Origin of the sequence: Pseudomonas sp. p21 (genome assembly GCF_001642705.1) — a bacterium.
GTDB lineage: Bacteria > Pseudomonadota > Gammaproteobacteria > Pseudomonadales > Pseudomonadaceae > Aquipseudomonas.
Genome location: NZ_LWBV01000009.1, coordinates 1 through 23,069, shown reverse-complemented (window position 1 = coordinate 23,069; position 23,069 = coordinate 1). Strand labels below are relative to the sequence as shown.

The window sequence follows — 23,069 nt, the reverse complement described above, 5'->3', positions numbered from 1 at the left end:
ATCGTTGAAGATTCAGAGTTTTTTTGAACTACCGCCCGGGCCGCTGGCTCCCACCATAGAGACTCAGAACTGCCGGAGCCGTCATGGCCAAGCCCCTAGAGGAATACGCACGCAAGCGCGACTTCACCGCCACGCCCGAGCCCAGCGGCAAGCGCAGCCGTGGCAAGCGGGCCCATGCGCTGCAGTTCTGCATCCAGAAGCATGACGCCAGCCACCTGCACTACGACTTCCGCCTGGAGCTCGATGGCACGCTGAAAAGCTGGGCAATCCCCAAAGGGCCCTCGCTGGACCCTAAGGTGCGCCGCCTGGCCGTACACGTAGAGGACCACCCGCTGGATTACGCCGATTTCGAAGGCCATATCCCCGAAGGCCATTACGGCGCGGGCGACGTGATCGTCTGGGACCGGGGCATCTGGGAGCCCGAAGGCGATGCGCACGAAGCCTATGCCAAGGGCAAGTTGCGCTTCCGCCTGCAAGGCGAAAAGCTTGGCGGCATGTGGAATTTGTTTCGCACCCACCTGGCCGGCAAGAAGGAACAGTGGATGCTGGTCAAGTCGCAAGACAGCCAGGCGCGTAGCGAAGCCGACTACAGCATCGTCGACGCCCAGCCCGACAGCGTCCTCAGCGACCGCACGCTGGTGCCGCGCAAGCCAGCAGCAAAAAAAGCCGCTGCACCACGTCGCAAACCGGCCAGCAAAGGCCGGAAGGTGCCGTTGCCGACGCAACTGCAGCCACAATTGGCGACCTTGGTCGACTCCCCGCCCGGCGGCGACTGGCGCTACGAAGTCAAGTTCGACGGTTATCGCATCCTTGCCCGCATCGACGGCGATGACGTCCGCCTGTTCACCCGCAATGGCCACGACTGGAGCAGCAAGCTGCCCAGGCAGGTTGCCGCCTTGCGTGCGCTGGGCATCGACGCGGCCTGGCTCGATGGCGAGGTGGTGGTGGCCGGCGAGAACGGCGCGGCGGACTTCCAGGCGCTGCAGAACGCCTTCGACACCGAACATGACGAGCACATCACCTATTACCTGTTCGACCTGCCCTTCCTCGGCGGCAAGGACCTGCGCCAGGTACCGCTGCAGGACCGGCGCCGCACCTTGCAGCACTTGCTGGAGCACAATGAATCGGACGTACTCCGGTACTCCGCCGACTTTGACCAGCCCGTCGAATCCCTGCTCGACAGCGCCTGCCAGCTGCAACTCGAAGGCCTGATCGGCAAGCGCGTCGACAGCCCCTACAGTGGCCGTCGCAGCCCCGACTGGATCAAGCTCAAGTGCAAGCAGCGCCAGGAGTTCGTGATCGTCGGCTACACCGACCCGAAAGGCAGCCGCAGCGGTTTCGGCGCACTGCTGCTGGCCTTGCACGACAACGACAGCGGCGAGTTGCGCTATGCCGGCAAGGTCGGTACCGGCTTCAGTGCCACCACCCTCGCAAGCATCCATGCCCGGCTGGAACCGTTGGAAATCGACACGCCGGCTCTGCCCAAGCCGCCCGCGGGAGCCGAAGCCCGCGGCGTGCACTGGCTGAAACCGCAGCTGCTGGCCGAAGTCGCCTATGCCCAGATGACCCGTGACGGCATCGTGCGCCATTCGGTGTTCCACGGCCTGCGTGATGACAAACCGGCTACCGCCATCGAACTGGAGCGCAGCATGCCCGCCAAGACCCTGCCCAAGCGCAGCTCACCCAAGGCCCCCGAGGCCTTGGGTGAGCTGCGCCTGACCCACCCCGAGCGGGTGATCGACGCCACCAGCGGCGTTACCAAGCGCGAGGTCGCCGAGTACTACGCCGCCGTCAGCCAGTGGATACTCCCCCAGCTCAAGCACCGCCCGGTGGCGCTGGTGCGCGCGCCAGAGGGCCTGGCCGGCGAGCTGTTCTTCCAGAAGAACGCCGGCCAACTGCATATACCCCACGTGCTCAGCTACGACAAGGCCGAGGCCGGCCAGGCAGCGATGGTCATCAACCGCGCCGACACCCTGCTGGGAGCGGTACAAATGAACATGCTCGAGCTGCACACCTGGAACGCCACCGACAAGGATTTCGACAAGCCCGACCGCTTCGTCCTCGACCTCGATCCGGACCCGGCACTGCCGTGGAAGGCCATGCTCGAAGCCACCCAACTGGCCCTGACGCTGTTGGATGAACTGGGCTTGAAGGTGTTCCTCAAGACCAGTGGCGGCAAAGGCATGCACCTGGTCGTGCCCCTGACCCGGCGGGCCAGTTGGGACGAGGTCAAGGCGTTCAGCCACGCCATCGTCGACTACCTGGCCAGGCTCTTCCCCGACAGGCTGAGTGCCGTTTCCGGGCCCAAGAACCGCGTCGGGCGCATCTTCATCGACTACCTGCGCAACGGCAAGGGCGCGACCACCGCCTGCGCCTACACCCTGCGCGCCCGTGAAGGCCTGCCGGTATCCGTGCCGATCTGGCGCGAGGAACTGCCGCAACTCAAGGGCGCCAACCAGTGGAATATCGACAATGTGCTTGAGCGTCTGGACGATGTGGACGACCCCTGGGCCGATTATGGCAAGACAAGGCAATCGATCACCGTGGGCATGCGCAAGCAGCTGGGGCTGGCCTGATGAGGGCTTGCCTGAAACGCTGCGCCCGCAGTGCCTGAACAAGGAGCCAAGCCCATGGTTCTGGCATGGCGGCGCTTGCATTGCGGCCTGCTGGTACGGCGCCGCCGAAGCCCTGGCCGATTATCTGGCGGGCCTGCGCACCCTGTGGGAGCGGGTTCACCCGCGAAACATCCAGCGCGGTGCATGGCACCGGCTTCGCCGGTGTTCGCGGGTAAACCCGCTCCCACAAGGTCCCTGCCAGCGCAACAAGTCCTGTGCAGCGCCCTGCGTTGCTGGCTTGCGTCAAGCGCCAGGGTTCACGACGCTTTGCGTGTCTTCTTCGCCGGCTTTTTGCCACCCAGGCTGCGCTTGAGCAGTTCGGTGAGGTCGAGGATATCTGCGCCTTTGCCCACTTCCGTCGCCTCGCCCTTCTCCACCGTCTCGATCTTGCCCTTGCTGGCCTTCTCCTCCACCAGGTCCAGGATGGTCTGGCGGAACACATCCTGGTAATCCGCCGGTTTCCACGGCCCGCTCATGTCTTCTACCAGTCGCTTGGCCATGTCCAGTTCGCGCTTGTCTACCTTGGCCTCGGCCACACTGCTGTCCAGCTCCAGCGTTTCCAGCCCGCGCACTTCCTCCGGCCAGCGCAGGGTAATCATCACCAGTGCGTCATCCAGCGGTCGCAGCAGCGCCAGGTGCTGGCGAGTGTGCAGCACCACCGTGGCCAGCGCCACCTTGCCGGTTTTGGCCAGGGTTTCGCGCAGCAAGGCATACACCTTGCCGCCACGACGGTCCGGGGTAAGGTAGTACGGCGTATCAAAGTACTGCAGCGGGATCTCGCCGGCCTCGACGAAGGAAAAGATATCGATCGTCTGGGTCGCCTCGGGCCGGGCCTTGCGGATTTCCTCCTCGCTGATCACCACGTAGCGGCCCTTCTCGAACTCAACGCCCTTGACGATGTTGTCCTTGTCGATCTCCTTGCCGGTGACCTTGTTCACCCGCTTGTAGCCCACCGGTTCCATGCTGCGCTTGTCGAGCCAGTCGAAATCGACCCGCTCGGTGCGCACTGCGGTATTGAGGGCCACGGGGATGTGCACGAGGCCGAAACTGATGGCGCCTTTCCAGATTGCCCGAGCCATTAGCGGTGCTCCCAAGGTTGCCTGCCAATACCTGAATCGACTGCACCGGGCGGCGAAGGTTTAGCTGCCCTGCCCTATGGCAGCGGGTTGCCACCCGTCACACCGAATACCTCGCCGGTGATATAGCTGGACTCCTGGCTGGCCAGCAACACATACACCGGCGCACATTCGGCGGGCTGCCCTGGGCGCTTCATGGGCGTGTGCGCACCAAAGTCGGGGATTTTCTCCGGTGGTTGGCCACCACTGGGTTGCAGCACTGTCCAGATAGGCCCCGGGGCCACGGCGTTGACCCGGATACCGCGCTCGATCACCTGTTTGGCCAAGGCCTTGGTGAAGGCGACGATCGCCGCCTTGGTGGTGGCATAGTCGAGCAAGGTGGCCGAAGGCTGGTAAGACTGGATCGAAGCGGTGTTGATGATGGTCGCCCCCGCCGGCATCAGCGGCACGGCCGCCTGGCACAACCAGAACAGCGCGTAGACATTGGTCTTCAGAGATCAGCTTGATGACTTTGCGCGCGTCGGGTTGTTCGATGGGCAGATAGTTGAGGGCTATGTCGGCACCCTCGCGGGCAAAGGCGATGGCCACGGCCCGGCCGATACCCGAGTCCGCGCCGGTGATCAGCGCCTTGCGCCCTGCCAGGCGGCCAAAGCCCTTGTAGGTGGTTTCGCCGTGGTCTGGCTCGGGCTGCATGTTAGCGTCCAGCCCCGGTGCTGGCTGGTGTTGGGCCGGGAACGGCGGGTGCGGGTACTGGGTCAGCGGGTTCTGCATGCTGAATTGGTCGTGGGGTTTACTGGGCATGGGGCCACTCCTCTGGTGAAACCGGTGTTGGCCCATTCGCGGGCTTGCCCGCTCCCACAGGTCTTGAAACCGGTGGTAATCCTGTGGGAGCGGGCAAGCCCGCGAAGGCCGCTCTACCGTTTTCGAGGTAAACCGCCATCGATGGTTTTTTCCGACTGGCCCATACTCCGACCAGCGGTCGACACGTCACTCAAAGTGGTTTTCGCACGATCCCTCAGAGCCAGTCACACTGGTCCCTACCCCGACCCGCAATCAGACCTGACTGAACAGCACCCGCCTGAATGCCTCGGCCGCCAGGTGTACCTGCACCGCCCAGTCCTGCGCCGCGTCACTCCCGGCATCATCGGAAATGTACTTCAGGCACACGAACGGGATGCCTTCGCTGCGCGCGATCAGCGCCAGCACGTAGGCTTCCATGTCGACCACGTCATAAGGTGCATCGCCATGGTTGATCTCGAAACTGTCCCCACTGCCGCAGGTTTCCAGGGCCAGGCCGGGGATCTGTGCCCCATGCTCCAACACCTCCGGGATATCCGACAAAGGCGTCTGGTAGCGGGCGAAGCCCAGCGGGGTCACGTCCATGTCGCGCTGCACGAAGCGGGTGCAGCACACAACCTCGCCCTTGCCGTGGCGCTGGCTGCCGGCCGAGCCGAGATTGACGATCAGCCTGGGCCGGCGTGCAGCAATGGCCTTGGTCAGGGCGATGGCGGCGTTGACCTTGCCGATGCCGGTGAACACGGTGTTGACGTCAGCGAATACCTCGCCGGCCTCGGCTTCGAGGGCGAAGACAAACAACGTGTCGTCCAGGGAAATGTCGGGGAATTGCTTGATCAGCATCATGGCGCAGGTGGTTCCGAGTGGCTGCGAAAGGCGCGGCCATTTTCGGCCAACCCCGGCTAATTGCAAGCCCCGGCGGCCACCACGGCCCGTAACGCCTGCGCCCTGCCCAGCCCAGCAGCGCGGGCCTGGGCCAGGCACTGCAGTTGCTGGTCGGCATGGGTGCCGTCGCGCAGCAGGTGGTGTGCATGGTGGAAGGCGCGTTCGGCGTCTGCGGTGTCGACCGGCAACTGCTCCTGCAACTGGGCCAGCCAGCCTTCGGCCGTAACCGGCTGTTGCTCGTGCAGGCCAATGAACTCACCCTGGCGCCCATGGCGCATGGCACGCCAGTAGTTTTCCTGGGTGATCCAGCGCTGCTCGCGGTTGCAGGCCGCGGGGTCATGCCGGTACACGATGCTGTGCTCGATCAGGTGGCGAAACAGTGCAGCGATGCACAGCGCGTCCTCCAGCCGCGGGCAGCCATCGCAGATACGCAGCTCGACCGTCGGGAAGCGTCGCGAAGGCCGGATCGCCCACCAGAAGTCGCCGTCCGCGGCCAGCGAACCGGTGCGTCGCAGCAAGGCACGGTAGCGCTCGTAGGCGGCCCAGTCCGGCAAAGGCTCGGGCAGCCCCATGTGTGGCCACTCCCCGCAAATCACTCGCCGGTAGCTCATGTAGCCGGTGCACTGGCCTGCCCACAGCGGGGATGACGTACTCAGTACCAGCAACAAGGGAAGCCAGCCCAGTACGCGGTTGATCAGTTGCATGCGGTCGCAGCCTGGCGGAACGCCCACGTGTACGTGCAGGCCGTTGAGCAGGCTGCGCCGCGCCACATGCCGGTAGTCCGCGAACAGTTGCCGGTAGTGCGCCGGGGTGGCGGGTTGCTGCCGCAGCCAGGCGGCATTTGGGTGGCTTGCCGCGCCGTACAGGCCCATGCCCTCTTCGGCCAGCGCGGTGCCCAGCCGCTGGCGGCTGTGCTGGAAGAACTCGCGTGCCTCGAACAAGTTGGCGAACACCGGCGAGGCCACTTCGATCTGGCTGCGGAACATTTCCTGGGCAAAATGCTGGCCCAGCGCCTCGCGACAACGCCCGACCACGGCTGGCGAAGGTGTGGCTGGCACCCGCCCCGAGTCCAGATTCACCAGCAGGTATTCTTCCTCGATGCCGAACGTGCAGGGTCGTGCCATGCTGCCTCAGCTGTTGCGGGTGACTGTAAGCACCACGGCGGCGATGCGTTCGACCTGCTCGTAACCGGGTTCGCTCAGTTGTTCGCCAAACACATCCGGGTCGATTTCCCGATACACCCAGGACCACGCCGGGCCCGCCAGGCGCAGGCGGACCGCGTCGAGCAAGGCGTCCCGGCCGTCGATGATCGCCACGCCGGTATACAACAGTAGCGAGCCACCTGAACCCAGCCGCTCGCAGGCGTGTTCGACGATCCGCAGCGACAGCTGCGCGCCGAGCGAACCACCGCCATGCCGATAGGTACGTTCGCTGGTATCCAGCATGTACGGCGGGTTGGCAACGATAAGGTCGAACAGCCCGGTAATGCCGTCGAGGATATCACTCGGTTCCACGGACACATTGCTCAGGCCCGCCAGTGCCGCGTTGATCGCGGTGTAACGCAGCGCGAGCGGGTTGATGTCCACGGCGCTGACTTGGGCATGGGGCGCCGCCCGGGCAATCAGCAAGGCGCCGACACCCGTGCCGCAACCAATATCCACTGCATGCTCGACGCGCTTCGGAGTGCGTTGCAGATGATCATGGATGACCTGGGCGAAACGGTAACTGTCCGGGCCGAAAAATACCGCGTCGGCTTCCTGGGTGGGGTACGCGGAGTGCACCAGCAGCAGGTCGTCGATTGTGGACCAGCGCACGGTGCTGAGCAGCAACTCCCCGTGCGCCTTCAGCACCTGGGCACGCCGCATCTGATCCAGCTCATCGGCAGAAACCAATGACGAACGGAATGGACGGCTCCAGCCGAACACATCGCGTACGGTCCTGGCCTGCTCGGCTTCCGGGCGCGCATTCACCCGAGCATGAGTTGCCGGGGTGACACTGGTGAAGCGGTAGCCGTCGGCACGCAGGCGCTTGCCCAATTGCAGCATTGCCTGGTCAGCCTGGATCTGTAGTGGATCGAGCAGCATCAGCGGGTTGCCTCCTGAATCAGGCCGGTAGCCTGCAGGTAGCGCCGGGTGGCCAGCAGTCCTTCCGGTGTCGCATGGCGGTTACCGGACATCGTGTCGATCAAGGTCTCGATATCGGCGTCCGGGGCAGGAATCGTAAGCGCATCATCCAATTGCACCTGCACCTGCACCTCCCAGCTGCCAGGCAGCACGCGGCGACCCCGGGCTTGCCAGCCTGCCGCGATCCAGTCGTGCCACAGTTGTTTTTCATAGGCGGTGAACACGCCATACATTGGTGCCGAGGGGCCGTCGATGAGCGCCCACCAGCGGCTGTTGGCAGGAGCCTCACCGCGGCGGATCCAGCCCTGCGCCTGCAGGGCCTGCAAAAACGCGGGCATGGCACCGGGCTCGGCCAGCCATTGGTTGACGGTGCGTTTTTGCAAGCGGCAATGGTCGGCGTGCATGAATTGGCCAAAGGAGCGCTTGTGCTCCAGTGCCGACAGCAGTTCGGTTTCAAGATCGAAGCTGCTGATCAGGCTGGGCGTATCAAGTCCCAGGCCATTCAAGCGGTAGCCACTGCGCACCCGCTGGTAGAACAGGCCAGCGTCGTCGACCGGGCATAGTTGGCGTAGCGCCTGGATGGACAGATGCGAATGCCCGCTGGCCGCATTGTCGATGGTCACGTGAAGCTGGAAGTAATGACCATCGATGCCCAGCTCCGCCAGTTCGTAGGTAGTGATCAACAGATGCAGCGGCGGTTGTTCGTAGCCCAGGTTGTAGCCGATCACCTCGGCAAGAAAATCATCGCCGTGGCGCCCTAGTGCCAGCTGCAAGGCGCCTTGCAGGTAACGCTGGTCGTCCAGCTCAGGCAGCACCAGGCAACCCAACCGGCTCAACAGCCGTTGGTAGATCAGCACGTGGTTGCAACGCGGATCGCCGCCGCCCAGCTCTTCCATATAGGTGCGGATAAGCCCGTGATAGCGCGGATCGCCCCAATGTCGCAAGGTGCTGTGCAGCCATGCCCCGTCCACTGCCTTGGTGGGCGCCACTTGTTGCAGGAACCACAGCGCCTGGGCGCGGTTGGCAAAATAGCGCCTTGGTGCACCTTGGCGGCGTTGCTCGAGGTAACACGCATAGGCTTCAGCCACCTGGCTGCCATGGCGAGCGCTCCAGGCGTCCAGTTGAGCAGGATCGGCAGGCAGGTCATCCGGCAAATGTTGCGCACGTGCCAACTGTTCGCTGAGCCACGCGGCGCTCGTGGTGTCGGGGCCTTCGAGCAACGTCTTGTAACGCTCGGTCAGGCTTGGCCCATTTGCCGAAGCCGGTACCACCGCGTCGGTCTTGCGGGTCATTGCCGTCATGCGGTAGTCCTTGTCCACGTTTTATTGGCTGGGTTTCTGACCGGGCATCGGTTCAGGGTCTGGAGCAGGTTGCGGAGCAGGTTTGTCGCCGGGTTGCTGCATCTGCAGCGAGGGTTTGCTTTGGTCGGCATCCTTTGCCGGGTGGTCGTTATCCCGGTCGAAACAGCCAGCCAGCAAGCCAAGGGTGCCCACCAGGGCTATCAGAGGGATCAATCGCATGGGGTTCTCCTTCTGTGCAAGATCGCAGCGCCCGGTCGCCCGGGCACTGCGTAGCCTCATTTACGAACGACCGCCCTTGCGGCCCGATTCGCTGGTACGGTCGCCACCGGATTGCTGGCCGCCCTTGCGCCCGGCTTCGGAGGCTTTTTCACGGTCATTGGCAAAGTTGCCCGGGTTCTTGTTGCCACCTTGGCTGCCCTGCTGGTTGCCGGTGCGGCTGTTCTCTTTGTTGGCCATGGTCTTAAACCTCGTATGACTTCGGAATGCACGGCATTACCTGCCGTACACCTGTTGGGAGTTCGGTCATTCCGGCGGATTCGGTTTAATGCGAAGCGTTCGGACCAGCGGCATTAAATAAGCGGCACCAGCATATTTGGCGCGCCTGTCAGTCGCGCGGCGTGCTATCCAGGCGCGCCTGGCGCCGTCCCAGCCAACCTCCGGTCGTCGCCCAACCCAAGGCAAGCAGCGTACCGATCAGCATTGCCAGTTGCGGATGCTCACCCATCACGTCCAGCGCCCGTTTGAGCCAGCCACTCAAGGCGTCGCCGCCACGATAGACCACGGTGTCGATGAAGTTCTTGGCCTTGTACTTGTCCTCGGCGGGCAGCACGGTGAACAGCATCTCCCGCCCCGGCCGCACCAACGCGTACTCACCGGCCCGGCGCACCACCATCACCACCGCGAAAACGGCGAACACCGGGGCCAGTGCCAGCCACAGGAAGCCCGCTGCCATCACCAGCGGCACCGCCACCAGCAGCACGCCCACCCCCATACGGCGAGCCAGGCGACCGGTAAGGAACACTTGAGTGAGGATCGCCAGGGCCTGAACCACCGTGTCGATCAGGCCGAACACCTGGGTTTGTCGGGTACGCTCGGTGAAGGTTTCGCTGACGATGCGCGCCTGTTCGAAATACAGGAAGGTGCTGACACTGGCGAGCAATACCACGAACAGCGCAATGCCCAGCAGGTAGGGCGAGCGCAGTACGGCAGTGGCACCGGCAAACGGGTTGCCGCCCAGTGGTCGGGAGTCCGGCCGCTCGGCTTGTACCGGCAGTGGATGGCGCGTTCGCCAGCGTTGCAGGAACAACGTCGCGCCGATGCTGCCCAGCAGAAGCGCCCCGGCCAGCACCAGCAAACCGGCATGGCCCAGCGGTACCACCAGCAGCGTACCCAGGATGGGACCACTGAGCCCGCCCAGGCTGGCCCCGGCCGCCAGCAGGCCGAACAGGCGCTTGCCCTGGGCGGTGGAAAACAGGTCGGCGAGTACGCTCCAGGCCAGCGAGATGCTCAGCAGATTGAACACCGACAACCAGATGTAGAAGGCCCGGGCCGTCCATGGCGCTTCCGGGTCGCGGGCGAACAGCACGGCAAAAAGCAACAGGTTGCTGGCGAAGAAGCCGTAGGTCCAGGGCAGGATGTGCCGGCGCTGCGCCCTGGAGGCCAGCCAGCCAAACAACGGCAGACACGCCAGGGTGGCGATGAAGGTGCCGGTAAACAGCCATTGCAGGTTGTCCACGCCACCGGCAACGCCCATGGTTTCACGCACCGGGCGCAGCATGAAATAGCCAGTGAACAACTGGTAGAACAGCAGCACACCGGCGATCACCGCCGGCCCCTCGCCGGGCTGGATGTTCAGCCCCTGGTCCAGGCGCCGCCGCCAGGCTGCCATGGTGTCAGGCAAACAGCTCGATCAGCGCCTGTTGCTGAGGCTGGGTCAGCAACGGCCCGTGTCCGGCCTTGAGCTGGTCAAGTTGGCGCTCGGGCCGGCTGGTCGCAGGGATGACCGTGGTCACCGCCGGGTGGCTGATGGCGAATTTGAGAAACAACTGTGCCCAGCTGCCGATACCCGCCTCTGCGGCCCAGCCGGGCAAGGCCTGGTCCTTGACCCGGGCAAACAGGCGGCCGTCGTCGAAAGCCCGGTTGATCAGCACGCCAACGCCCTTGTCCTGGCACAGGGGCAGCAGTTCGCGGGCGGCGCCGGGGGCATTGACCGAGTAATTGATCTGGATGAAATCCAGCGGTTCGCTGCGCACGATGCGGGCGACCTCGTCCTGGCCACTGTTCAGGTAATGGGTGATGCCGACATAGCGGACTTTGCCCTGCTGCTTCAATTCGCGGGCATAGGGCAGCTGGGTCTGCCAGTCGCGCAGGTTGTGGATTTGCAGCAAGTCGACCTTGTCGGTGCGCAGGCTCTTGAGGCTACCGGCCCATTGCGCTTCGGCGTCTGCCCGGCTGTCGGCGGCGATCTTGGTGGCGATGAAGCACTGCCGGTGCCAACCGCCCTCTTCCAGTAGCTGGCCGAGAATGCTGTCGGCGCCGCCGTAGTTGGGCGAGGTGTCGATGACCCGGGCACCGCCTTCGAAGAACGCCTTCAGTACGACTTTCAGCTGCTGGTACTGGGCCGAGCCGGCTTCCACTTCGAAACTGCCGGAGGTACCGGCACCGATCACCGGCAGCGCTTCACCGGTGGACGGCACCTTGCGGCTCAGCAAACCTGCCGGGGCGGCGGCGTGCAACCACGGGCTGGCGGCCAGCAAGCCCAGGGTTGCACCCGCGCGTAGGACATCGCGACGTGCGTACATGGAAAGCTCCGTCATGGCGCGGAAACTTTCAAGGCTAGCCGCTGTACCCCGCTGCAGCCGGTGTTTCTGTATCTGGATGTGTAGCGATCAGGCCTGCATCAGCAGGCTCAGGTCGACACCCGCCTCGCTCATGGGTGGGCACCAGTAGTAACCACCGGTCAGTGGCCGGCTGAAGCGGTACAGGCCGTCGATGATGCCGTCCTCCAGGCCGCTCATGCGCCGCAGCTGCACTTCGAATGCCTCGAAGCTGTGGCCCAGGGCCACGAAGGCCAGGCCAGCGCCACGTTGGTCAGCCCAGGCCACCGACCGACGGACGATAAATGCTTCTGGCTCGAAGCTTTCCTGGGCCGTGCGCTTGACATGGGCGGACTCGGGGGCGTCGTCGAGCTCTTCGTTGTCGCTCAGGCGGCGGCCGATAATGTTGTCCTGGTCGGCCTGGGGCAGCGACTTGAAGTACTCCAGGTCGTGCTTCCACAGCTGGAACGCGGCAAAGCTGGAGCCGTCGGCGGCAATGGCCGCCTGCACGGCCTCTTCGTCCACCGGGTTTTCGGTGCCGTCTTCATAGCCGGTCAGGTCATGGCCGCCACGGTGCAGGAAGCCGTCGACGCTGTCGGCCAGGCGCAGGGCTGGTGCCAACGCCAGCTCCAGGGCCTGGGCACGCAGCAGCAGGTCGCCGCGCTCGTTACCGCGCAGCCACAGCCACAGGGCGTGTTGGGTGCTGGGGTTCTCCACGGCGGCATCCAGCTGCGGGAAGGCGCGCAAACCAGGTACTTCACGGCCCAGGGCCTTGGCCAGCGGGGCGCCGACACCCAGGATCAGCTGTTCGCCATCAACCTGCGACAGCAGGGCATCCAAGGCGGCAGGCAGGGCTTCGGGCGACTGCAGGGTGAAGAACAGGTGACGGGCGTGAGCCGGCACCGGGGTGGCAAGCAGACCTTGCTGGAAAGGCATGACAGGCTAATCCTCGGCTAAAACAGGAATGCTACTGCGCCCGCAAGCCTACTGCAACGCGGCATGCAGCCTCACTGGCCGCTGCGCTTGGTAACAAACGGTTACCAAGCGCTGGCGCTTTGCAATTAGCTATCAATCACGGCCGACCTACACTCCTCGGGATCCTTCGCCCGAGAGACCGCCCATGACCGCCTCACCTTTGCTTACCGCGTTTCTGCCGCTGGCCTTGGGCATCATCATGCTCGGCCTCGGGTTATCGCTGACCTTGGCTGACTTCGCCCGCGTGGTGAAGTACCCCAAGCCGGTAGTGGTAGGCCTGGTTTGCCAGATCCTACTGCTGCCGCTGGTGTGTTTCCTGATCGCCAACGGCTTTGGCCTGGAGTCGGCCCTGGCGGTGGGGCTGATGCTGCTGGCCGCCTCGCCTGGCGGCACCACGGCCAACCTGTTCAGCCACCTGGCCCATGGCGATGTGGCGCTGAATATCACCCTGACGGCGGTAAACTCGTTGATCGCGATCCTGACCATGCCGCTGCTGGTGAACCTGTCGCTGAGCTGGTTCATGGCATCGGACCAGGCCATCCCGCTGCAGTTTGCCAAGGTGATGCAGGTGTTCGCCATCGTCCTGTTGCCGGTGGCGCTGGGCATGCTGATTCGCCGCTTCGCCCCCGCTTTCGCCGCACGCATGGAGAAGCCGATGAAACTGGTGGCCGCGTTGTTCCTGGCGTTCACCATCGTCCTGGCCCTGGCCAAGGACTGGCAGACCGTGGTTGCGTACGCGCCGGTGGTGGGCCTGGCCGCGCTGCTGTTCAACCTGCTGAGCCTGGGCGTGGGCTACTGGGTGCCGCGCCTGCTGAACATTCCCAAGCGCCAGGCGATTGCCATCGGCATGGAGATCGGCATTCACAACGGGACCTTGGCAATTGCCCTGGCGTTGAGCCCTTCGCTGCTGAACAACGCCACCATGGCGGTGCCGGCGGCGCTGTACAGCCTGATCATGTTCTTCACGGCGGCGGGGTTTGGCTGGTGGGTGAGCCGCGGGCATGTGGCGGTGCAAGCCAAGGGTGAAACAGTGAACTGAGGCGAGTTCCCTGTGGGAGCCCCTGTCACAACTGGCTGCGCTTACGCCGCAACTGCTGCTTCAGTACCTTCAACGGCGGTGCATAGAAGAACCCGAACGACACACTCCCCGTGCGCCCCTTCACCGCATGATGCAACCGGTGCGCGCGATGCAAACGCTTGAGGTAGCGGTTGACCGGCCGTGGCTTGCGCGGCCAGTGCCGGTGAAAGAACCCGTCGTGGGCCACGACATACAGCACGCCGTACCCCGCCACCCCGCCGCCCACCCACTGCAAGGGCGCATGACCACCTTTGCCCAGGGCTACCAGCACCGTGGCGATCAGCCCCAGGGCCACCAGGTACAGGTCATTGGTTTCGAGCATGCCCAGTTGCGGCTCATGGTGCGAACGGTGCAGCCACCAGCCCCAGCCATGCATGATGTACTTGTGAGCTAGCGTGCCAACGCCCTCCATGGCCACCAGGGTGCCGAACAGCACGGCGAGATTGAACAGCATGGAAGGGTCCGGGTGATGGCAAGGGAAGGCGCAAGGGTACCGATTGCCCGTGTTTTTTTCCATGCAGGCGTGACCGGTTGCAAACCCGGTGCGGATGAAGCCCGTTGTCATGTTTTCACCCTTGACCTGGCCTGCCACGGGGCGTAAGGTCCGCGGCGCAATTTTGCATCCCTGAACAGGAGACCTGCATTGGACAGTAGCCCCAGTCGCTTGCGACAGGTCCACGTGGCGCGCTAGTCCGGCAGTGTCCTGCACTGTCTGGCCGGCCAGGCAAGACGGTGGTTTCTTGTAACCCCCTCTTCTTCCTTCCCCTTCGTGGTCCTGCGCATTTTCTGGTTTTTCAACCGCGCCAGCTGATGGCGTTCATGCGGGCGTGTGCCCGTGGAAGAGGTTTGCTATGGATTGGAAAGTATTTTTGCTGCGTGTCAGCATCGCCCTGCTGCTGGGGGCGCTGATTGGCGCCGAACGTCAACTGCGCCAGCGCCTGACCGGGCTGCGCACCAATGCACTGGTCAGCACCGGTGCCTGCCTGTTCGTGCTGATGACCCAGGCGGTGCCAGGCATGGCACCCACCGATGCGTCGCGCATCGCCGCGTATGTGGTGTCGGGCATCGGCTTTCTTGGTGGCGGTGTGATAATGCGTGACGGGTTCAACGTTCGTGGCCTGAACACCGCAGCCACGCTGTGGTGCACAGCCGCGGTCGGCGTGCTGTGCAGCCTCGGGCTGCTGCTGGAGGCGACGCTGGGCAGCCTGGTGGTGTTGTGCGCCAATATCCTGCTGCGCGACATTGCCCAGCGCCTGGACCGCCAGGAAGTGGTGCCGGCCAGCGAGGTGGAGCAGCACTTCGAAGTGCGCATCGTCTGCCGCGCCGAGGACGAGATCCAGGTCCGCAGCCTGATGTTGCACAGCCTGGGCGACCCGCAGCTGCGCCTGCAGTCACTGCACAGCGAAGACCTGGCCAACCCCGCACGCCTGGAAGTGCGCGCCGAACTGCTGGGCACCGCGCAGGCGCCAGCGCAACTGGAACGGTTGGTCAGCCGGGTCAGCCTGGAGAAAGGTGTAAGCTCGGTGCGCTGGCAATTGCAGCCACAAGTGCTGGCGGCAGATTAGGATGTACAACTTGAAAAGGACTGGCTCATGCGCATCCGCCCTACCCTTGAGCGCGACATTCAATGGCTCCCTGAGGTCGAACGCTCGGCGGCCCAGGCCTTTGCCGCCTGGCCGGCGCTGGCATGGCTGGCACAGGGTGATGTGATGGACCGAGAGAGACACCGGGCATTCGTCGACGCAGGCGGTAGCTGGGTGGCCGAGGATCTGGAGGGGCACATCCTGGGTTTTGCCTGTGCCCGACTGGAGGATCAGGCGCTGCATCTTCACGAAGTTTCGGTGCGCCGGGAGGCCCAGGGGCAAGGTGTCGGACGCATGCTGCTGCAGCAGGTGGTCGATGCGGCACGTCAGATGGGCGCGCGGGAGCTGACCTTGACCACCTTTGCCGAGGTGCCGTGGAATGCGCCGTTCTATGCGCGGTTCGGGTTTGAGGTGGTTGATGAGGAGTCGCTGAATGCGCGGCTGCGGGGCATTCTGGCCAGGGAGCTAGCCCATGGACTCACGGGGCGCTGTGCGATGCGCCTTTATGTAGGGCCTTGAGCGCTTGGGGCTGCTCCGCAGCCCATCGCCGGCAAGCCAGCTCCGACCTCGACAGCGTTGACCTTAAGCCATGCGCAAACCCTGTGGGAGCGGCTTTAGCCGCGAAGAATCCAACGCGGTGCATGGCACCGGCTGCGCCGGTGTTCGCGGCTAAAGCCGCTCCCACAGGGCCCCTGCTAATTCAATGAGTTATGTGCAGTTCTATGAGAGCCGGCTTGCCGGTGCAGGCAATTGAAGGAATCATTATTCCCCTCTCACTACCACACGCCCCGCCACACAATACCCATCCCGCCCCTGGCGCTTGGCCTGGTACAGCGCCGCATCCGCCGCCGCCATCAGGTTCTCGGCCGTCACCCCCTCCCGTGCCAGGTCACCCACGGCAATCCCCGCACTGAACGATACCCGTCCCAGCGGGCTGCCCGCATGCTCCTGCAGCTGCCGACGCAACAGCTGTTGCACTTCCTGCACCAGCAGCTCCGCGCCGCGTGCATCGGTATCGGGCAGCAGCAGTGTGAACTCCTCGCCCCCATAGCGCACAGCCAGGTCGGCCGGCCGCTTCAGCGCCTGTTGCAGCAACTCGGCAAAGCGCTGCAGGCACTGGTCGCCCGCTGGGTGCCCGTAACGGTCGTTGTAGGCCTTGAAGTAATCTAGGTCGAGCATCACCAGCGCCAGTGGATAGCCCTGGCGCCTCGCCCGGCGCAGCTCCGGCTCGAACACCGCATCCAGCCGCCGGCGGTTACCCAGGCCGGTCAGGCTGTCGGTCAGGGCCAGGGCCTTCAGGGTCTGGTGTGCCTGGTGCAGGGCCCGTTCGATGACAATACGCTCGCGCAACTGGCGCAGCACCACACCCCCAAAGGCCGCCAGCCCCACCAGTAACAGCAGCAGTACCGACACCGACTTGATTGCGTCGTGCCGCCAGGGCGCGACGATCGACTCCCGCGACAAGCCCGCCTCCACCACCAATGGGTAGCTGGACAGCGCGCGAAAGCCATACAGCCGTGGCGTGCCGTCGACCACGGCGACCGCCTCGGCTACCCCTTCCGTTGCATACGGCAAGTGGTTGCGGAAGATCTCGCTGTTGCTCAGGCTACGGCCCACTACCTGCTCCACGAACGGCCGCCGTACCAGGATGGTGCCGTCGCGCTTGGCCAGTACCAGCGCGCCACGTTCGTCGATCTTGAAGTCGCCGTAGTAACGCACGAACCACGCCACCTTGATGGTGCCCAGCAACACCCCGGCGAAGCTGCCATCGGCATATTCCAGGCGCCGTGAAATGGGGATGATCAGGTCGCCAGTCGAACGGCTGCGCACCACCGAACCGATGTGTACCCCACGGTCGGTATGGTCGCGGAGGTAGATGAAGTAGTCGCGGTCGGCATTGTTGGCATTGGGCGGGACTACCGCCTGGTCGGTCACGATCCAGCTGCCATCGGGGCCATACACGAACAGCCCGTGCAACTGCGGCATGATGCTTTTCTGCTGGACCAGCAAGGTATGCAGGCGTGGCCGGTCGATGTGCTCGAAACCGTCGCCTTCCAGGCGCTCGGCCAGCGCCGCGGTGATGGCGTCGACCTGGCGGATGGCGTCTTCGGCATGCTGCGCTGTGGCCCGGGCCAGGTTGGTAACCATGTTCTCGGCATTGTTAAAGGCGTGCCGGTAGTCGCGCCAGATACGCCAGCCTTCCACCACGACGAAGACCAGCATCACTACCAGCATGAACGCCAGTACCAGGCGGAACAACGCCACGGCGCGGCCTTCGCCGGCTATCGCGAAGAGTCCGTCCTCATCCTGTTTCCTGGCCGCACACATTGAAATCCCTAGCCATACCGCGTTTGCCGCCTTTCACTATAGTTCAGCGCCACCTGGGCGCAGCCGGCCAGGAAAACGATTTAACCTTGACCGCCCGTGCCCCCTCAACCGTACGCGGCAAGGACCGCGCTCACTACTGCGCAGCGGTTGCGGCAGACAACCGCGTCTGACACTGGTGCAACGCGTCGTCTCGTGCCTTGAGCTGCTCTTCAAGCTGCTGCAACTGGCGCGCCTGTTCCGCGCACAAGTCGCGCCTGGCCTCCAGGCTTTGTGCCTGCACATCCAGCTGCCGGCGCATTTCCTCACTGGCGCCCTGCGCCTGGGCCAGGATCGTGCGCAAGCCCTGGATCTGCGCATCACGCTGTTCCAGCAATTCATCCTGCGACCTGCAGGCGCTGGCGGCCTGACGATGCTCACCCAGCAAACGCTCGTTGTCGCGGTGCAGGCGGGTCAGCTCGTCCTGCTTGACGATCATGCCCTGCTGCAGTTGGCGCACTTCCACCTGCAACTGTTGCAGTTGCGCTTCGTGGCGGCGTTGTTCCTGTTCACGCTGTTCGCGGCTGGCGTTGCGGTAGTGCTCCAGCGCGTCGCGAGCATGGCGGTGCTTGTCTTCCAGTGATTTTACCTGCTCGTTCTTGTCGGCCAGGCGCACCTGCAACTCGCCCAGCGACTGATTGAGGCTGGCACTGCGCAACTGCTCGGCTTGCAGGGTACTTTGGGTCGAAAGCAATTTTTCCGATTCGGCGGCCAGTGCAGCCACATCGATCTGATGCTGCTGATGCGCCGCAGCCAGTGCCTGCTGGGCGATCGCCAGCTGCGCTTCCAGCTGCTCGCGCTGTTGAGTGAAGGTGCTCTCGGCCTGCTCGATCTTCAGGTCGGCCTCGTCCTGCAACTGGGTTGCCAGTTGCCCGACCATTCGGCTCAGCACGTCGCTTAGCGCCATGCCGCCCTCGGCGGCCACGGGCTGCTGGCCGGTCAACTCTTTCAGGTAGCGGTGAATCGTGGTCTTGGAGCCGGTGTTGCCCAGCTCGATACGTATGGCATCGATGCTGGGATTTTCGCCCCGGGCAATCAGCGCCTGACGCGCCTGCTGCACTACAACCTTGTTTATACCGCCCCGGGCCATGCTTGCTCCTACGATTTTGTACCGTGTTATGTACCATGTAATTACATACCAATTATGAAGACAAGCAATCGCCCCTGCAAACATTTACTAAGGTTGAATAATCACGGCTTATCGCATGTGAAATGAGAAATTGGCCTGTTTTCGAGCTGGGCAAACGTACCGGTCCTGCCTGTAGCTGCCTTGTGTCAGTTGCGCTTTGCCGCCACCATGGGCATCCAGCACCCGATCACCGACAGAAAATGACCCTGGAAAACTACAAGGCAATCGCCGACAGCATCGCACTGCTGCTGTACCCGCACGCAGAAGCCATCCTTCATGACCTGCGTAGCCAGACCGTCGTGCACATCGCCAACAATTTCTCCCAGCGCAAACTGGGCGATGACTCGGCGATCGATCACGAGCTGGGGGACCTGCTCAACGGTGCCAACCTGGGGCCCTACGAGAAGCTCAACTGGAACGGCCAGAAGATCCGCTCCATCAGCACCGTGCTGCGCAACCAGGACGGTGAAGCCGAGCACCTGCTGTGCATCAATCTGAATGTGTCGGTACTGGAGCAGGCCCGCGCGGCGCTGGATGCGTTCTTCCAGATGAGCCGGCTGGTGCCGCAGCCAGATTCGCTGTTCCGCAACGACTGGCAGGAACGCATCAACACCTTCCTGCATGCCTGGCTGCAGGAGCGCAACCTGTCACTGCAAACGCTGCAGATAAAAGACAAGCGCAGCCTTGTGCAGGCATTGCATGCCGAAGGCGCGTTCGAAGGGCGCAGTGGCGCCGACTACATCGCCAGCGTGCTCAACATGGGCCGGGCCACGGTGTACAAGTACCTGAAGGAATTCCGGACCTAACCCCCCGCTTTACTTCACAACGCTGGCGGCCAGATGGGGCGCCGACGGTTTCGCTCGCCCTATCGCCTTGTGTGGACTATTAGTCTACGGTGGACATATATTCCATATATAGGCAGGAGTGCAGTCATGTCAGCCGCCACAGGTTCCCCCACCGTTGTCGATACCCATTACCTCGATGCGCTATACGAAGCGATCAAGGATGCCCATGTGGCGCTGCGCCCGGCCGTCAGCATCACCCCGCTGACCTACAGTGCCCGATTGTCGGCAACGAGCGGCTGCACGGTGCTGCTCAAATGCGAACACTTGCAGCACACCGGCTCGTTCAAGTTTCGTGGGGCCAGCAACAAGATCCGTCTGTTGCCGGTCGATCAACACCAGCAGGGGGTGATTGCCGCCTCTTCCGGTAACCACGGGCAAGCGCTGGCACTGGCGGGTAAGCGCGCTGGCGTACCCGTCACCGTTTACACCACCACTTCCGCCTCTGCGTACAAGGTGGAAGCCATGCGTGCACTGGGCGCCGAAGTGGTCTGCCTTCCCACCGACCCGCTGAGTACGGAACTGGAGGCGGCCAGGCAGGCCAAGGCCCAGGGTAAACCGTTCGTATCGCCTTACAACGACCCGCAAGTCATCGCTGGCCAAGGCACCATCGGCATCGAGCTGTTCGAGCAGGCGCCAGAGCTTGACGCCGTGTTCGTTGCCGTGGGCGGTGGCGGAATGATTGCCGGCATCGCTGCCGCCCTGCGGGTACTCAAACCTGGCACCGACATCATCGGTTGCTGGCCAGAAAATGATCCGGCTCTGCAACAGTCGCTCAAGGCCGGCGAAATCATCGACGTGGACGCTACTGACACGCTGTCCGATGGCACGGCCGGCGGTGTCGAGCCCGGTAGCATCACCTTCCCGCTGTGCCAGGCGCTGCTGACCGATACCGTGCTGGTCAGCGAGGCCGAGATCAGGGCGGCCATGCGCGATATCGCCAGCAGTGAACGCTGGATCATCGAAGGTGCCGCCGGCGTTGCTGTCGCCGGCATGCAAAAGCTTGCCGAGCGCTACCGTGGCAAACGCGTCGCGGTCATCCTGTGTGGCCGCAACATCCTGCTGGACAAGTTCCTCGAGGCCGTCCAATGAAGGTCTTCAGCAAAGCGCAGATCATCGCCAGCCTGGACCGGGAAGCTGCGGTACGCTGCCTGGAGCAAGGTTTCATCGCCTACTCCGAGGGCAAAGCGCAGGTCCCGCCAGTCCAGGGCTTTGCCTTCCCCGGGGCCAACGGTGACTGCTGCGTCAAATCGGCCTATATAGAGGGCAGCGCCACCTTCACGGTCAAACTCTCGACCGGCTTCTATGACAACCCGTCCAAGGGCTTACCGAGCAACGATGGCCTGATGCTGGTGCTGTCTGCACACACCGGGCAGCCGCTGGCCCTGCTGCAGGACGAGGGCTGGCTGACCGGTATGCGCACAGCCCTGGCCGGGCGTATCGCTGCGCGCTTGCTGGCGCCGGCACAGGTCACCGCCATTGGCATCCTGGGTACCGGCATGCAGGCGCGGATGCAGCTTGAGCAGCTGGGTGCGGTGACCGACTGCCGCCGGGTCGTTGTCTGGGGTCGCCACGACAGCGGGCTGGTCGCCTATAGCGCTTTTGCCCGCGAGCTGGGTTACGAGGTGCGAACCACGCGTGACCCTGCAGAGGTCGCCGCGGCGGCAAACCTGATCGTCTGCACGACCCCGTCCCGCCAGCCGTTGTTGCGCAGCGAGTGGGTCCGGCCCGGCACGCACATCACCGCTGTCGGGGCCGATGCGCCAGGCAAGCAGGAGCTGGACCCGGCGCTGGTGGCCAGGGCAGATCGCATCATCGTCGACTCGATGGCCCAGTGCAGCCAGTACGGCGAGGTTGCCCACGCCTTGAACAGCGGCCGGATCGACGCCAGCCAGTTGATCGAACTGGGTACGCTGCTGGCTGGCCGCGCCAAAGGGCGTGAGCATGATCGCCAAATCACCCTGGCGGACCTGACCGGTGTAGCCGTGCAGGATGCGCAGATCTCAAGCTGCGCCCTGGCTGCGATGGCCGCCTGAGTCCACGCCGGCGTCAGACAAAGCGCTGCACCTGCGCCGGCGTCCGCTGCATCAGCACCTTACCGTTGCGTACCGACACCAGCGCATGCCCCTGGCTGCGCACCATCTCGTAATCGTCCGGCGCAGACAGCAGCAACAGGTTCGCCGGCCGCCCCACCTCGATGCCGTAGCGCTCGCCCAGGTTCAGGGTGCGGGCGCTGTTGTCGGTGATCAGGTCCAGGCAGCGCTGCAGGTCTTCGTAACCAAGCATATGGCAGATGTGCAGGCCGGCCTCGAGAATACGCAGGATGTTGCCGTTGCCCAGCGGGTACCAAGGGTCGACGATGGAATCCTGGCCAAAGCATACGTTCATCCCGGCGCGGTCGAGTTCGGCCACGCGGGTGACACCGCGGCGTTTCGGAAAGTTGTCGAAACGCCCTTGCAGGTGAATGCTCTCGGTCGGGCAGGAGACGAAGTTGATACCCGACTGTTTGAGCAAGCGAAACAGCTTGTAGCAGTAGGCATTGTCGTACGAGCCCATGGCCACGGTATGGCTGGCTGTCACCCGGGCACCCATGTCGCGCACCCGGGCCTCTTCGGCCAGCACTTCGAGGAAGCGCGACTGCGGGTCGTCGGTCTCGTCGCAATGCACGTCCACCAGGCAGCCGGTGCGCTCGGCCAGGTCCATCAGGAACTTCACCGACGACACGCCCTGGTCGCGGGTGTTTTCGAAATGCGGGATGCCGCCGACCACATCGGCGCCAATGGCCACCGCTTCGCTCATCAGCGCCCGGCCGTTGGCGTACGACTCGATACCCTCCTGGGGGAAGGCGACGATCTGCAGGTCGAGCAGGTCGCGCACTTCGTCACGCACTTCGACCATGGCCTTGAGCGCGGTCAGGGTGGGGTCGGTGACATCGACATGGGTACGCACATGCTGGATGCCATGGTCCACCAGCATGCCGATGGTCTTTTTCGCGCGGCTCTTGATGTCGTCGTGGGTGGTGATTGCCTTGCGCTCGGCCCAGCGCTCGATGCCTTCGAACAGGGTGCCGCTCATGTTCCATTGCGGCTCGCCAGCGGTTAGCGTGGCGTCCAGGTGGATGTGCGGTTCGATAAAGGGTGCCACCACCAGGTTCTGCCCGGCATCCAGGTCGTCGCCAGCGCGCGGCGCCACCCCGTCGGCCTGGGGCTTGATGGCGGCTATGCGTTCGCCGCTCAGTTCGATGCGGAACAGGCCAGGCTTGCCGCGCAGGCGTGCGTTGATGATGTTCATGATGCTTCTCCCTGGGCTTGGCTGGTGGCCCTACCAGCATAGTGACCCAAGCCTTGTGATATTTGCTACTGGCCCTATCGCCGGCAAGCCAGCTCCCACAGGTAAACCACAGCCCTGAAGCCCGCGCAGTACCTGTGGGAGCAACTGTCTTGATCAATTTCTAAAAGCTGGCGCGCCCCCTGTGGGAGCGGGCGTG

21 protein-coding genes and 1 pseudogene are annotated in these 23,069 nt (G+C 64.0%); 7 read left to right on the top strand and 15 right to left on the bottom strand.

What is annotated here, in order from left to right:
- The first annotated feature begins 83 nt into the window (after positions 1 to 83).
- Positions 84 to 2,576 carry a DNA ligase D gene (gene ligD, locus A4C63_RS22380; RefSeq protein WP_063914629.1) on the top strand — a complete coding sequence of 831 codons (2,493 nt, stop codon included), beginning with the start codon at positions 84 to 86 and terminating at the stop codon, positions 2,574 to 2,576.
- A 296-nt stretch (positions 2,577 to 2,872) separates the two neighbouring features.
- On the opposite strand, the gene A4C63_RS22375 is transcribed toward ligD, so the two are convergent.
- The 11 genes and pseudogenes from A4C63_RS22375 to A4C63_RS22325 all read right to left on the bottom strand — a co-directional run bounded on the left by A4C63_RS22375 (position 2,873) and on the right by A4C63_RS22325 (position 12,547).
- Entirely contained in the window at positions 2,873 to 3,694 is an 822-nt protein-coding gene (locus tag A4C63_RS22375) for a Ku protein (RefSeq protein ID WP_063914628.1), read from the bottom strand.
- Between the two features lie 74 nt (positions 3,695 to 3,768).
- Positions 3,769 to 4,492, bottom strand: a pseudogene (locus tag A4C63_RS22370) (SDR family oxidoreductase).
- Positions 4,493 to 4,744: 252 nt separating this feature from the next.
- Positions 4,745 to 5,332, bottom strand: a complete 588-nt coding sequence (locus tag A4C63_RS22365) for a nucleosidase (protein ID WP_063914627.1) — start codon at positions 5,330 to 5,332, stop codon at positions 4,745 to 4,747.
- 56 nt (positions 5,333 to 5,388) lie between these two features.
- Positions 5,389 to 6,495 (bottom strand): carboxylate-amine ligase, encoded by a 1,107-nt coding sequence (locus tag A4C63_RS22360; RefSeq protein ID WP_063914626.1) that lies wholly within the window; start codon positions 6,493 to 6,495, stop codon positions 5,389 to 5,391.
- A 6-nt stretch (positions 6,496 to 6,501) separates the two neighbouring features.
- On the bottom strand, positions 6,502 to 7,455 hold the full coding sequence (locus A4C63_RS22355; protein ID WP_063914625.1) for a class I SAM-dependent methyltransferase: 954 nt from the start codon (positions 7,453 to 7,455) through the stop codon (positions 6,502 to 6,504).
- Complete coding sequence (locus A4C63_RS22350) at positions 7,455 to 8,795, bottom strand: iron-containing redox enzyme family protein (RefSeq protein WP_063914624.1); 1,341 nt, start codon at positions 8,793 to 8,795, stop codon at positions 7,455 to 7,457. The genes A4C63_RS22355 and A4C63_RS22350 overlap by 1 nt, the downstream gene beginning before the upstream one ends.
- A 21-nt stretch (positions 8,796 to 8,816) precedes the next feature.
- Entirely contained in the window at positions 8,817 to 9,014 is a 198-nt protein-coding gene (locus A4C63_RS22345) for a hypothetical protein (RefSeq protein WP_063914623.1), read from the bottom strand.
- Positions 9,015 to 9,074: 60 nt separating this feature from the next.
- On the bottom strand, positions 9,075 to 9,251 hold the full coding sequence (locus A4C63_RS22340) for a general stress protein (protein WP_063914622.1): 177 nt from the start codon (positions 9,249 to 9,251) through the stop codon (positions 9,075 to 9,077).
- Positions 9,252 to 9,399: 148 nt separating this feature from the next.
- A complete protein-coding gene (locus A4C63_RS22335) occupies positions 9,400 to 10,683 on the bottom strand; it encodes an NTP/NDP exchange transporter (RefSeq protein WP_063914621.1) in 1,284 nt (427 codons plus the stop codon).
- 4 nt (positions 10,684 to 10,687) lie between these two features.
- A complete protein-coding gene (locus tag A4C63_RS22330) occupies positions 10,688 to 11,596 on the bottom strand; it encodes an aldo/keto reductase (protein WP_063914620.1) in 909 nt (302 codons plus the stop codon).
- 87 nt (positions 11,597 to 11,683) lie between these two features.
- The gene (locus tag A4C63_RS22325; protein ID WP_063914619.1) at positions 11,684 to 12,547 is read right to left on the bottom strand and encodes a Dyp-type peroxidase; all 864 of its coding nucleotides are present in this window, start codon (positions 12,545 to 12,547) and stop codon (positions 11,684 to 11,686) included.
- Positions 12,548 to 12,731: 184 nt separating this feature from the next.
- On the opposite strand from A4C63_RS22325, the gene A4C63_RS22320 reads away from it, so the two are divergent.
- Positions 12,732 to 13,625 (top strand): bile acid:sodium symporter family protein, encoded by an 894-nt coding sequence (locus tag A4C63_RS22320; RefSeq protein ID WP_063914618.1) that lies wholly within the window; start codon positions 12,732 to 12,734, stop codon positions 13,623 to 13,625.
- A 25-nt stretch (positions 13,626 to 13,650) separates the two neighbouring features.
- On the opposite strand, the gene A4C63_RS22315 is transcribed toward A4C63_RS22320, so the two are convergent.
- Positions 13,651 to 14,118, bottom strand: a complete 468-nt coding sequence (locus tag A4C63_RS22315) for a sterol desaturase family protein (protein WP_063914617.1) — start codon at positions 14,116 to 14,118, stop codon at positions 13,651 to 13,653.
- 397 nt (positions 14,119 to 14,515) lie between these two features.
- Between A4C63_RS22315 and A4C63_RS22310 the strand changes: the two genes are divergently transcribed.
- Positions 14,516 to 15,229, top strand: coding sequence for an MgtC/SapB family protein (locus A4C63_RS22310; RefSeq protein ID WP_013972648.1), 714 nt, complete (start codon positions 14,516 to 14,518; stop codon positions 15,227 to 15,229).
- A 27-nt stretch (positions 15,230 to 15,256) separates the two neighbouring features.
- Positions 15,257 to 15,766: a GNAT family N-acetyltransferase gene (locus A4C63_RS22305; RefSeq protein WP_063914616.1), complete on the top strand. Its 510-nt coding sequence runs from the start codon at positions 15,257 to 15,259 to the stop codon at positions 15,764 to 15,766.
- A 243-nt stretch (positions 15,767 to 16,009) separates the two neighbouring features.
- On the opposite strand, the gene A4C63_RS22300 is transcribed toward A4C63_RS22305, so the two are convergent.
- Positions 16,010 to 17,575, bottom strand: coding sequence for a sensor domain-containing diguanylate cyclase (locus A4C63_RS22300; RefSeq protein ID WP_063914615.1), 1,566 nt, complete (start codon positions 17,573 to 17,575; stop codon positions 16,010 to 16,012).
- Between the two features lie 133 nt (positions 17,576 to 17,708).
- A complete protein-coding gene (locus A4C63_RS22295; RefSeq protein WP_063914614.1) occupies positions 17,709 to 18,701 on the bottom strand; it encodes a DNA-binding protein in 993 nt (330 codons plus the stop codon).
- A 239-nt stretch (positions 18,702 to 18,940) separates the two neighbouring features.
- Here A4C63_RS22295 and A4C63_RS22290 point away from each other — a divergent pair, with 239 nt between their 5' ends.
- The 3 genes from A4C63_RS22290 to A4C63_RS22280 all read left to right on the top strand — a co-directional run bounded on the left by A4C63_RS22290 (position 18,941) and on the right by A4C63_RS22280 (position 21,618).
- Entirely contained in the window at positions 18,941 to 19,546 is a 606-nt protein-coding gene (locus A4C63_RS22290; protein ID WP_063914613.1) for a transcriptional regulator, read from the top strand.
- A gap of 126 nt (positions 19,547 to 19,672) precedes the next feature.
- Positions 19,673 to 20,674: a threonine/serine dehydratase gene (locus A4C63_RS22285; RefSeq protein WP_063914612.1), complete on the top strand. Its 1,002-nt coding sequence runs from the start codon at positions 19,673 to 19,675 to the stop codon at positions 20,672 to 20,674.
- Positions 20,671 to 21,618, top strand: coding sequence for an ornithine cyclodeaminase family protein (locus A4C63_RS22280; RefSeq protein ID WP_063914611.1), 948 nt, complete (start codon positions 20,671 to 20,673; stop codon positions 21,616 to 21,618). Before A4C63_RS22285 ends, A4C63_RS22280 begins: the two co-directional genes overlap by 4 nt.
- A gap of 13 nt (positions 21,619 to 21,631) precedes the next feature.
- Here the strand turns inward: A4C63_RS22280 and codA are convergent, their stop codons facing one another.
- Positions 21,632 to 22,873: a cytosine deaminase gene (gene codA, locus A4C63_RS22275; protein WP_063914610.1), complete on the bottom strand. Its 1,242-nt coding sequence runs from the start codon at positions 22,871 to 22,873 to the stop codon at positions 21,632 to 21,634.
- Positions 22,874 to 23,069 lie beyond the last annotated feature (196 nt).

Excerpts from the sequence above, each read along its gene's own strand:
- A4C63_RS22320 (WP_063914618.1), top strand. The coding sequence starts at position 12,732 with ATGACCGCCTCACCTTTGCTTACCGCGTTTCTGCCGCTGGCCTTGGGC.
- A4C63_RS22315 (WP_063914617.1), bottom strand. The coding sequence starts at position 14,118 with ATGCTGTTCAATCTCGCCGTGCTGTTCGGCACCCTGGTGGCCATGGAG.
- A4C63_RS22350 (WP_063914624.1), bottom strand. The coding sequence starts at position 8,795 with ATGACGGCAATGACCCGCAAGACCGACGCGGTGGTACCGGCTTCGGCA.
- A4C63_RS22365 (WP_063914627.1), bottom strand. The coding sequence starts at position 5,332 with ATGATGCTGATCAAGCAATTCCCCGACATTTCCCTGGACGACACGTTG.
- A4C63_RS22345 (WP_063914623.1), bottom strand. The coding sequence starts at position 9,014 with ATGCGATTGATCCCTCTGATAGCCCTGGTGGGCACCCTTGGCTTGCTG.
- A4C63_RS22335 (WP_063914621.1), bottom strand. The coding sequence starts at position 10,683 with ATGGCAGCCTGGCGGCGGCGCCTGGACCAGGGGCTGAACATCCAGCCC.
- A4C63_RS22330 (WP_063914620.1), bottom strand. The coding sequence starts at position 11,596 with ATGTACGCACGTCGCGATGTCCTACGCGCGGGTGCAACCCTGGGCTTG.
- A4C63_RS22360 (WP_063914626.1), bottom strand. The coding sequence starts at position 6,495 with ATGGCACGACCCTGCACGTTCGGCATCGAGGAAGAATACCTGCTGGTG.
- ligD (WP_063914629.1), top strand. The coding sequence starts at position 84 with ATGGCCAAGCCCCTAGAGGAATACGCACGCAAGCGCGACTTCACCGCC.
- A4C63_RS22300 (WP_063914615.1), bottom strand. The coding sequence starts at position 17,575 with ATGTGTGCGGCCAGGAAACAGGATGAGGACGGACTCTTCGCGATAGCC.
- A4C63_RS22305 (WP_063914616.1), top strand. The coding sequence starts at position 15,257 with ATGCGCATCCGCCCTACCCTTGAGCGCGACATTCAATGGCTCCCTGAG.
- A4C63_RS22310 (WP_013972648.1), top strand. The coding sequence starts at position 14,516 with ATGGATTGGAAAGTATTTTTGCTGCGTGTCAGCATCGCCCTGCTGCTG.
- A4C63_RS22295 (WP_063914614.1), bottom strand. The coding sequence starts at position 18,701 with ATGGCCCGGGGCGGTATAAACAAGGTTGTAGTGCAGCAGGCGCGTCAG.
- A4C63_RS22325 (WP_063914619.1), bottom strand. The coding sequence starts at position 12,547 with ATGCCTTTCCAGCAAGGTCTGCTTGCCACCCCGGTGCCGGCTCACGCC.
- A4C63_RS22355 (WP_063914625.1), bottom strand. The coding sequence starts at position 7,455 with ATGCTGCTCGATCCACTACAGATCCAGGCTGACCAGGCAATGCTGCAA.
- A4C63_RS22285 (WP_063914612.1), top strand. The coding sequence starts at position 19,673 with ATGTCAGCCGCCACAGGTTCCCCCACCGTTGTCGATACCCATTACCTC.
- A4C63_RS22290 (WP_063914613.1), top strand. The coding sequence starts at position 18,941 with ATGACCCTGGAAAACTACAAGGCAATCGCCGACAGCATCGCACTGCTG.
- A4C63_RS22340 (WP_063914622.1), bottom strand. The coding sequence starts at position 9,251 with ATGGCCAACAAAGAGAACAGCCGCACCGGCAACCAGCAGGGCAGCCAA.
- A4C63_RS22280 (WP_063914611.1), top strand. The coding sequence starts at position 20,671 with ATGAAGGTCTTCAGCAAAGCGCAGATCATCGCCAGCCTGGACCGGGAA.
- A4C63_RS22375 (WP_063914628.1), bottom strand. The coding sequence starts at position 3,694 with ATGGCTCGGGCAATCTGGAAAGGCGCCATCAGTTTCGGCCTCGTGCAC.
- codA (WP_063914610.1), bottom strand. The coding sequence starts at position 22,873 with ATGAACATCATCAACGCACGCCTGCGCGGCAAGCCTGGCCTGTTCCGC.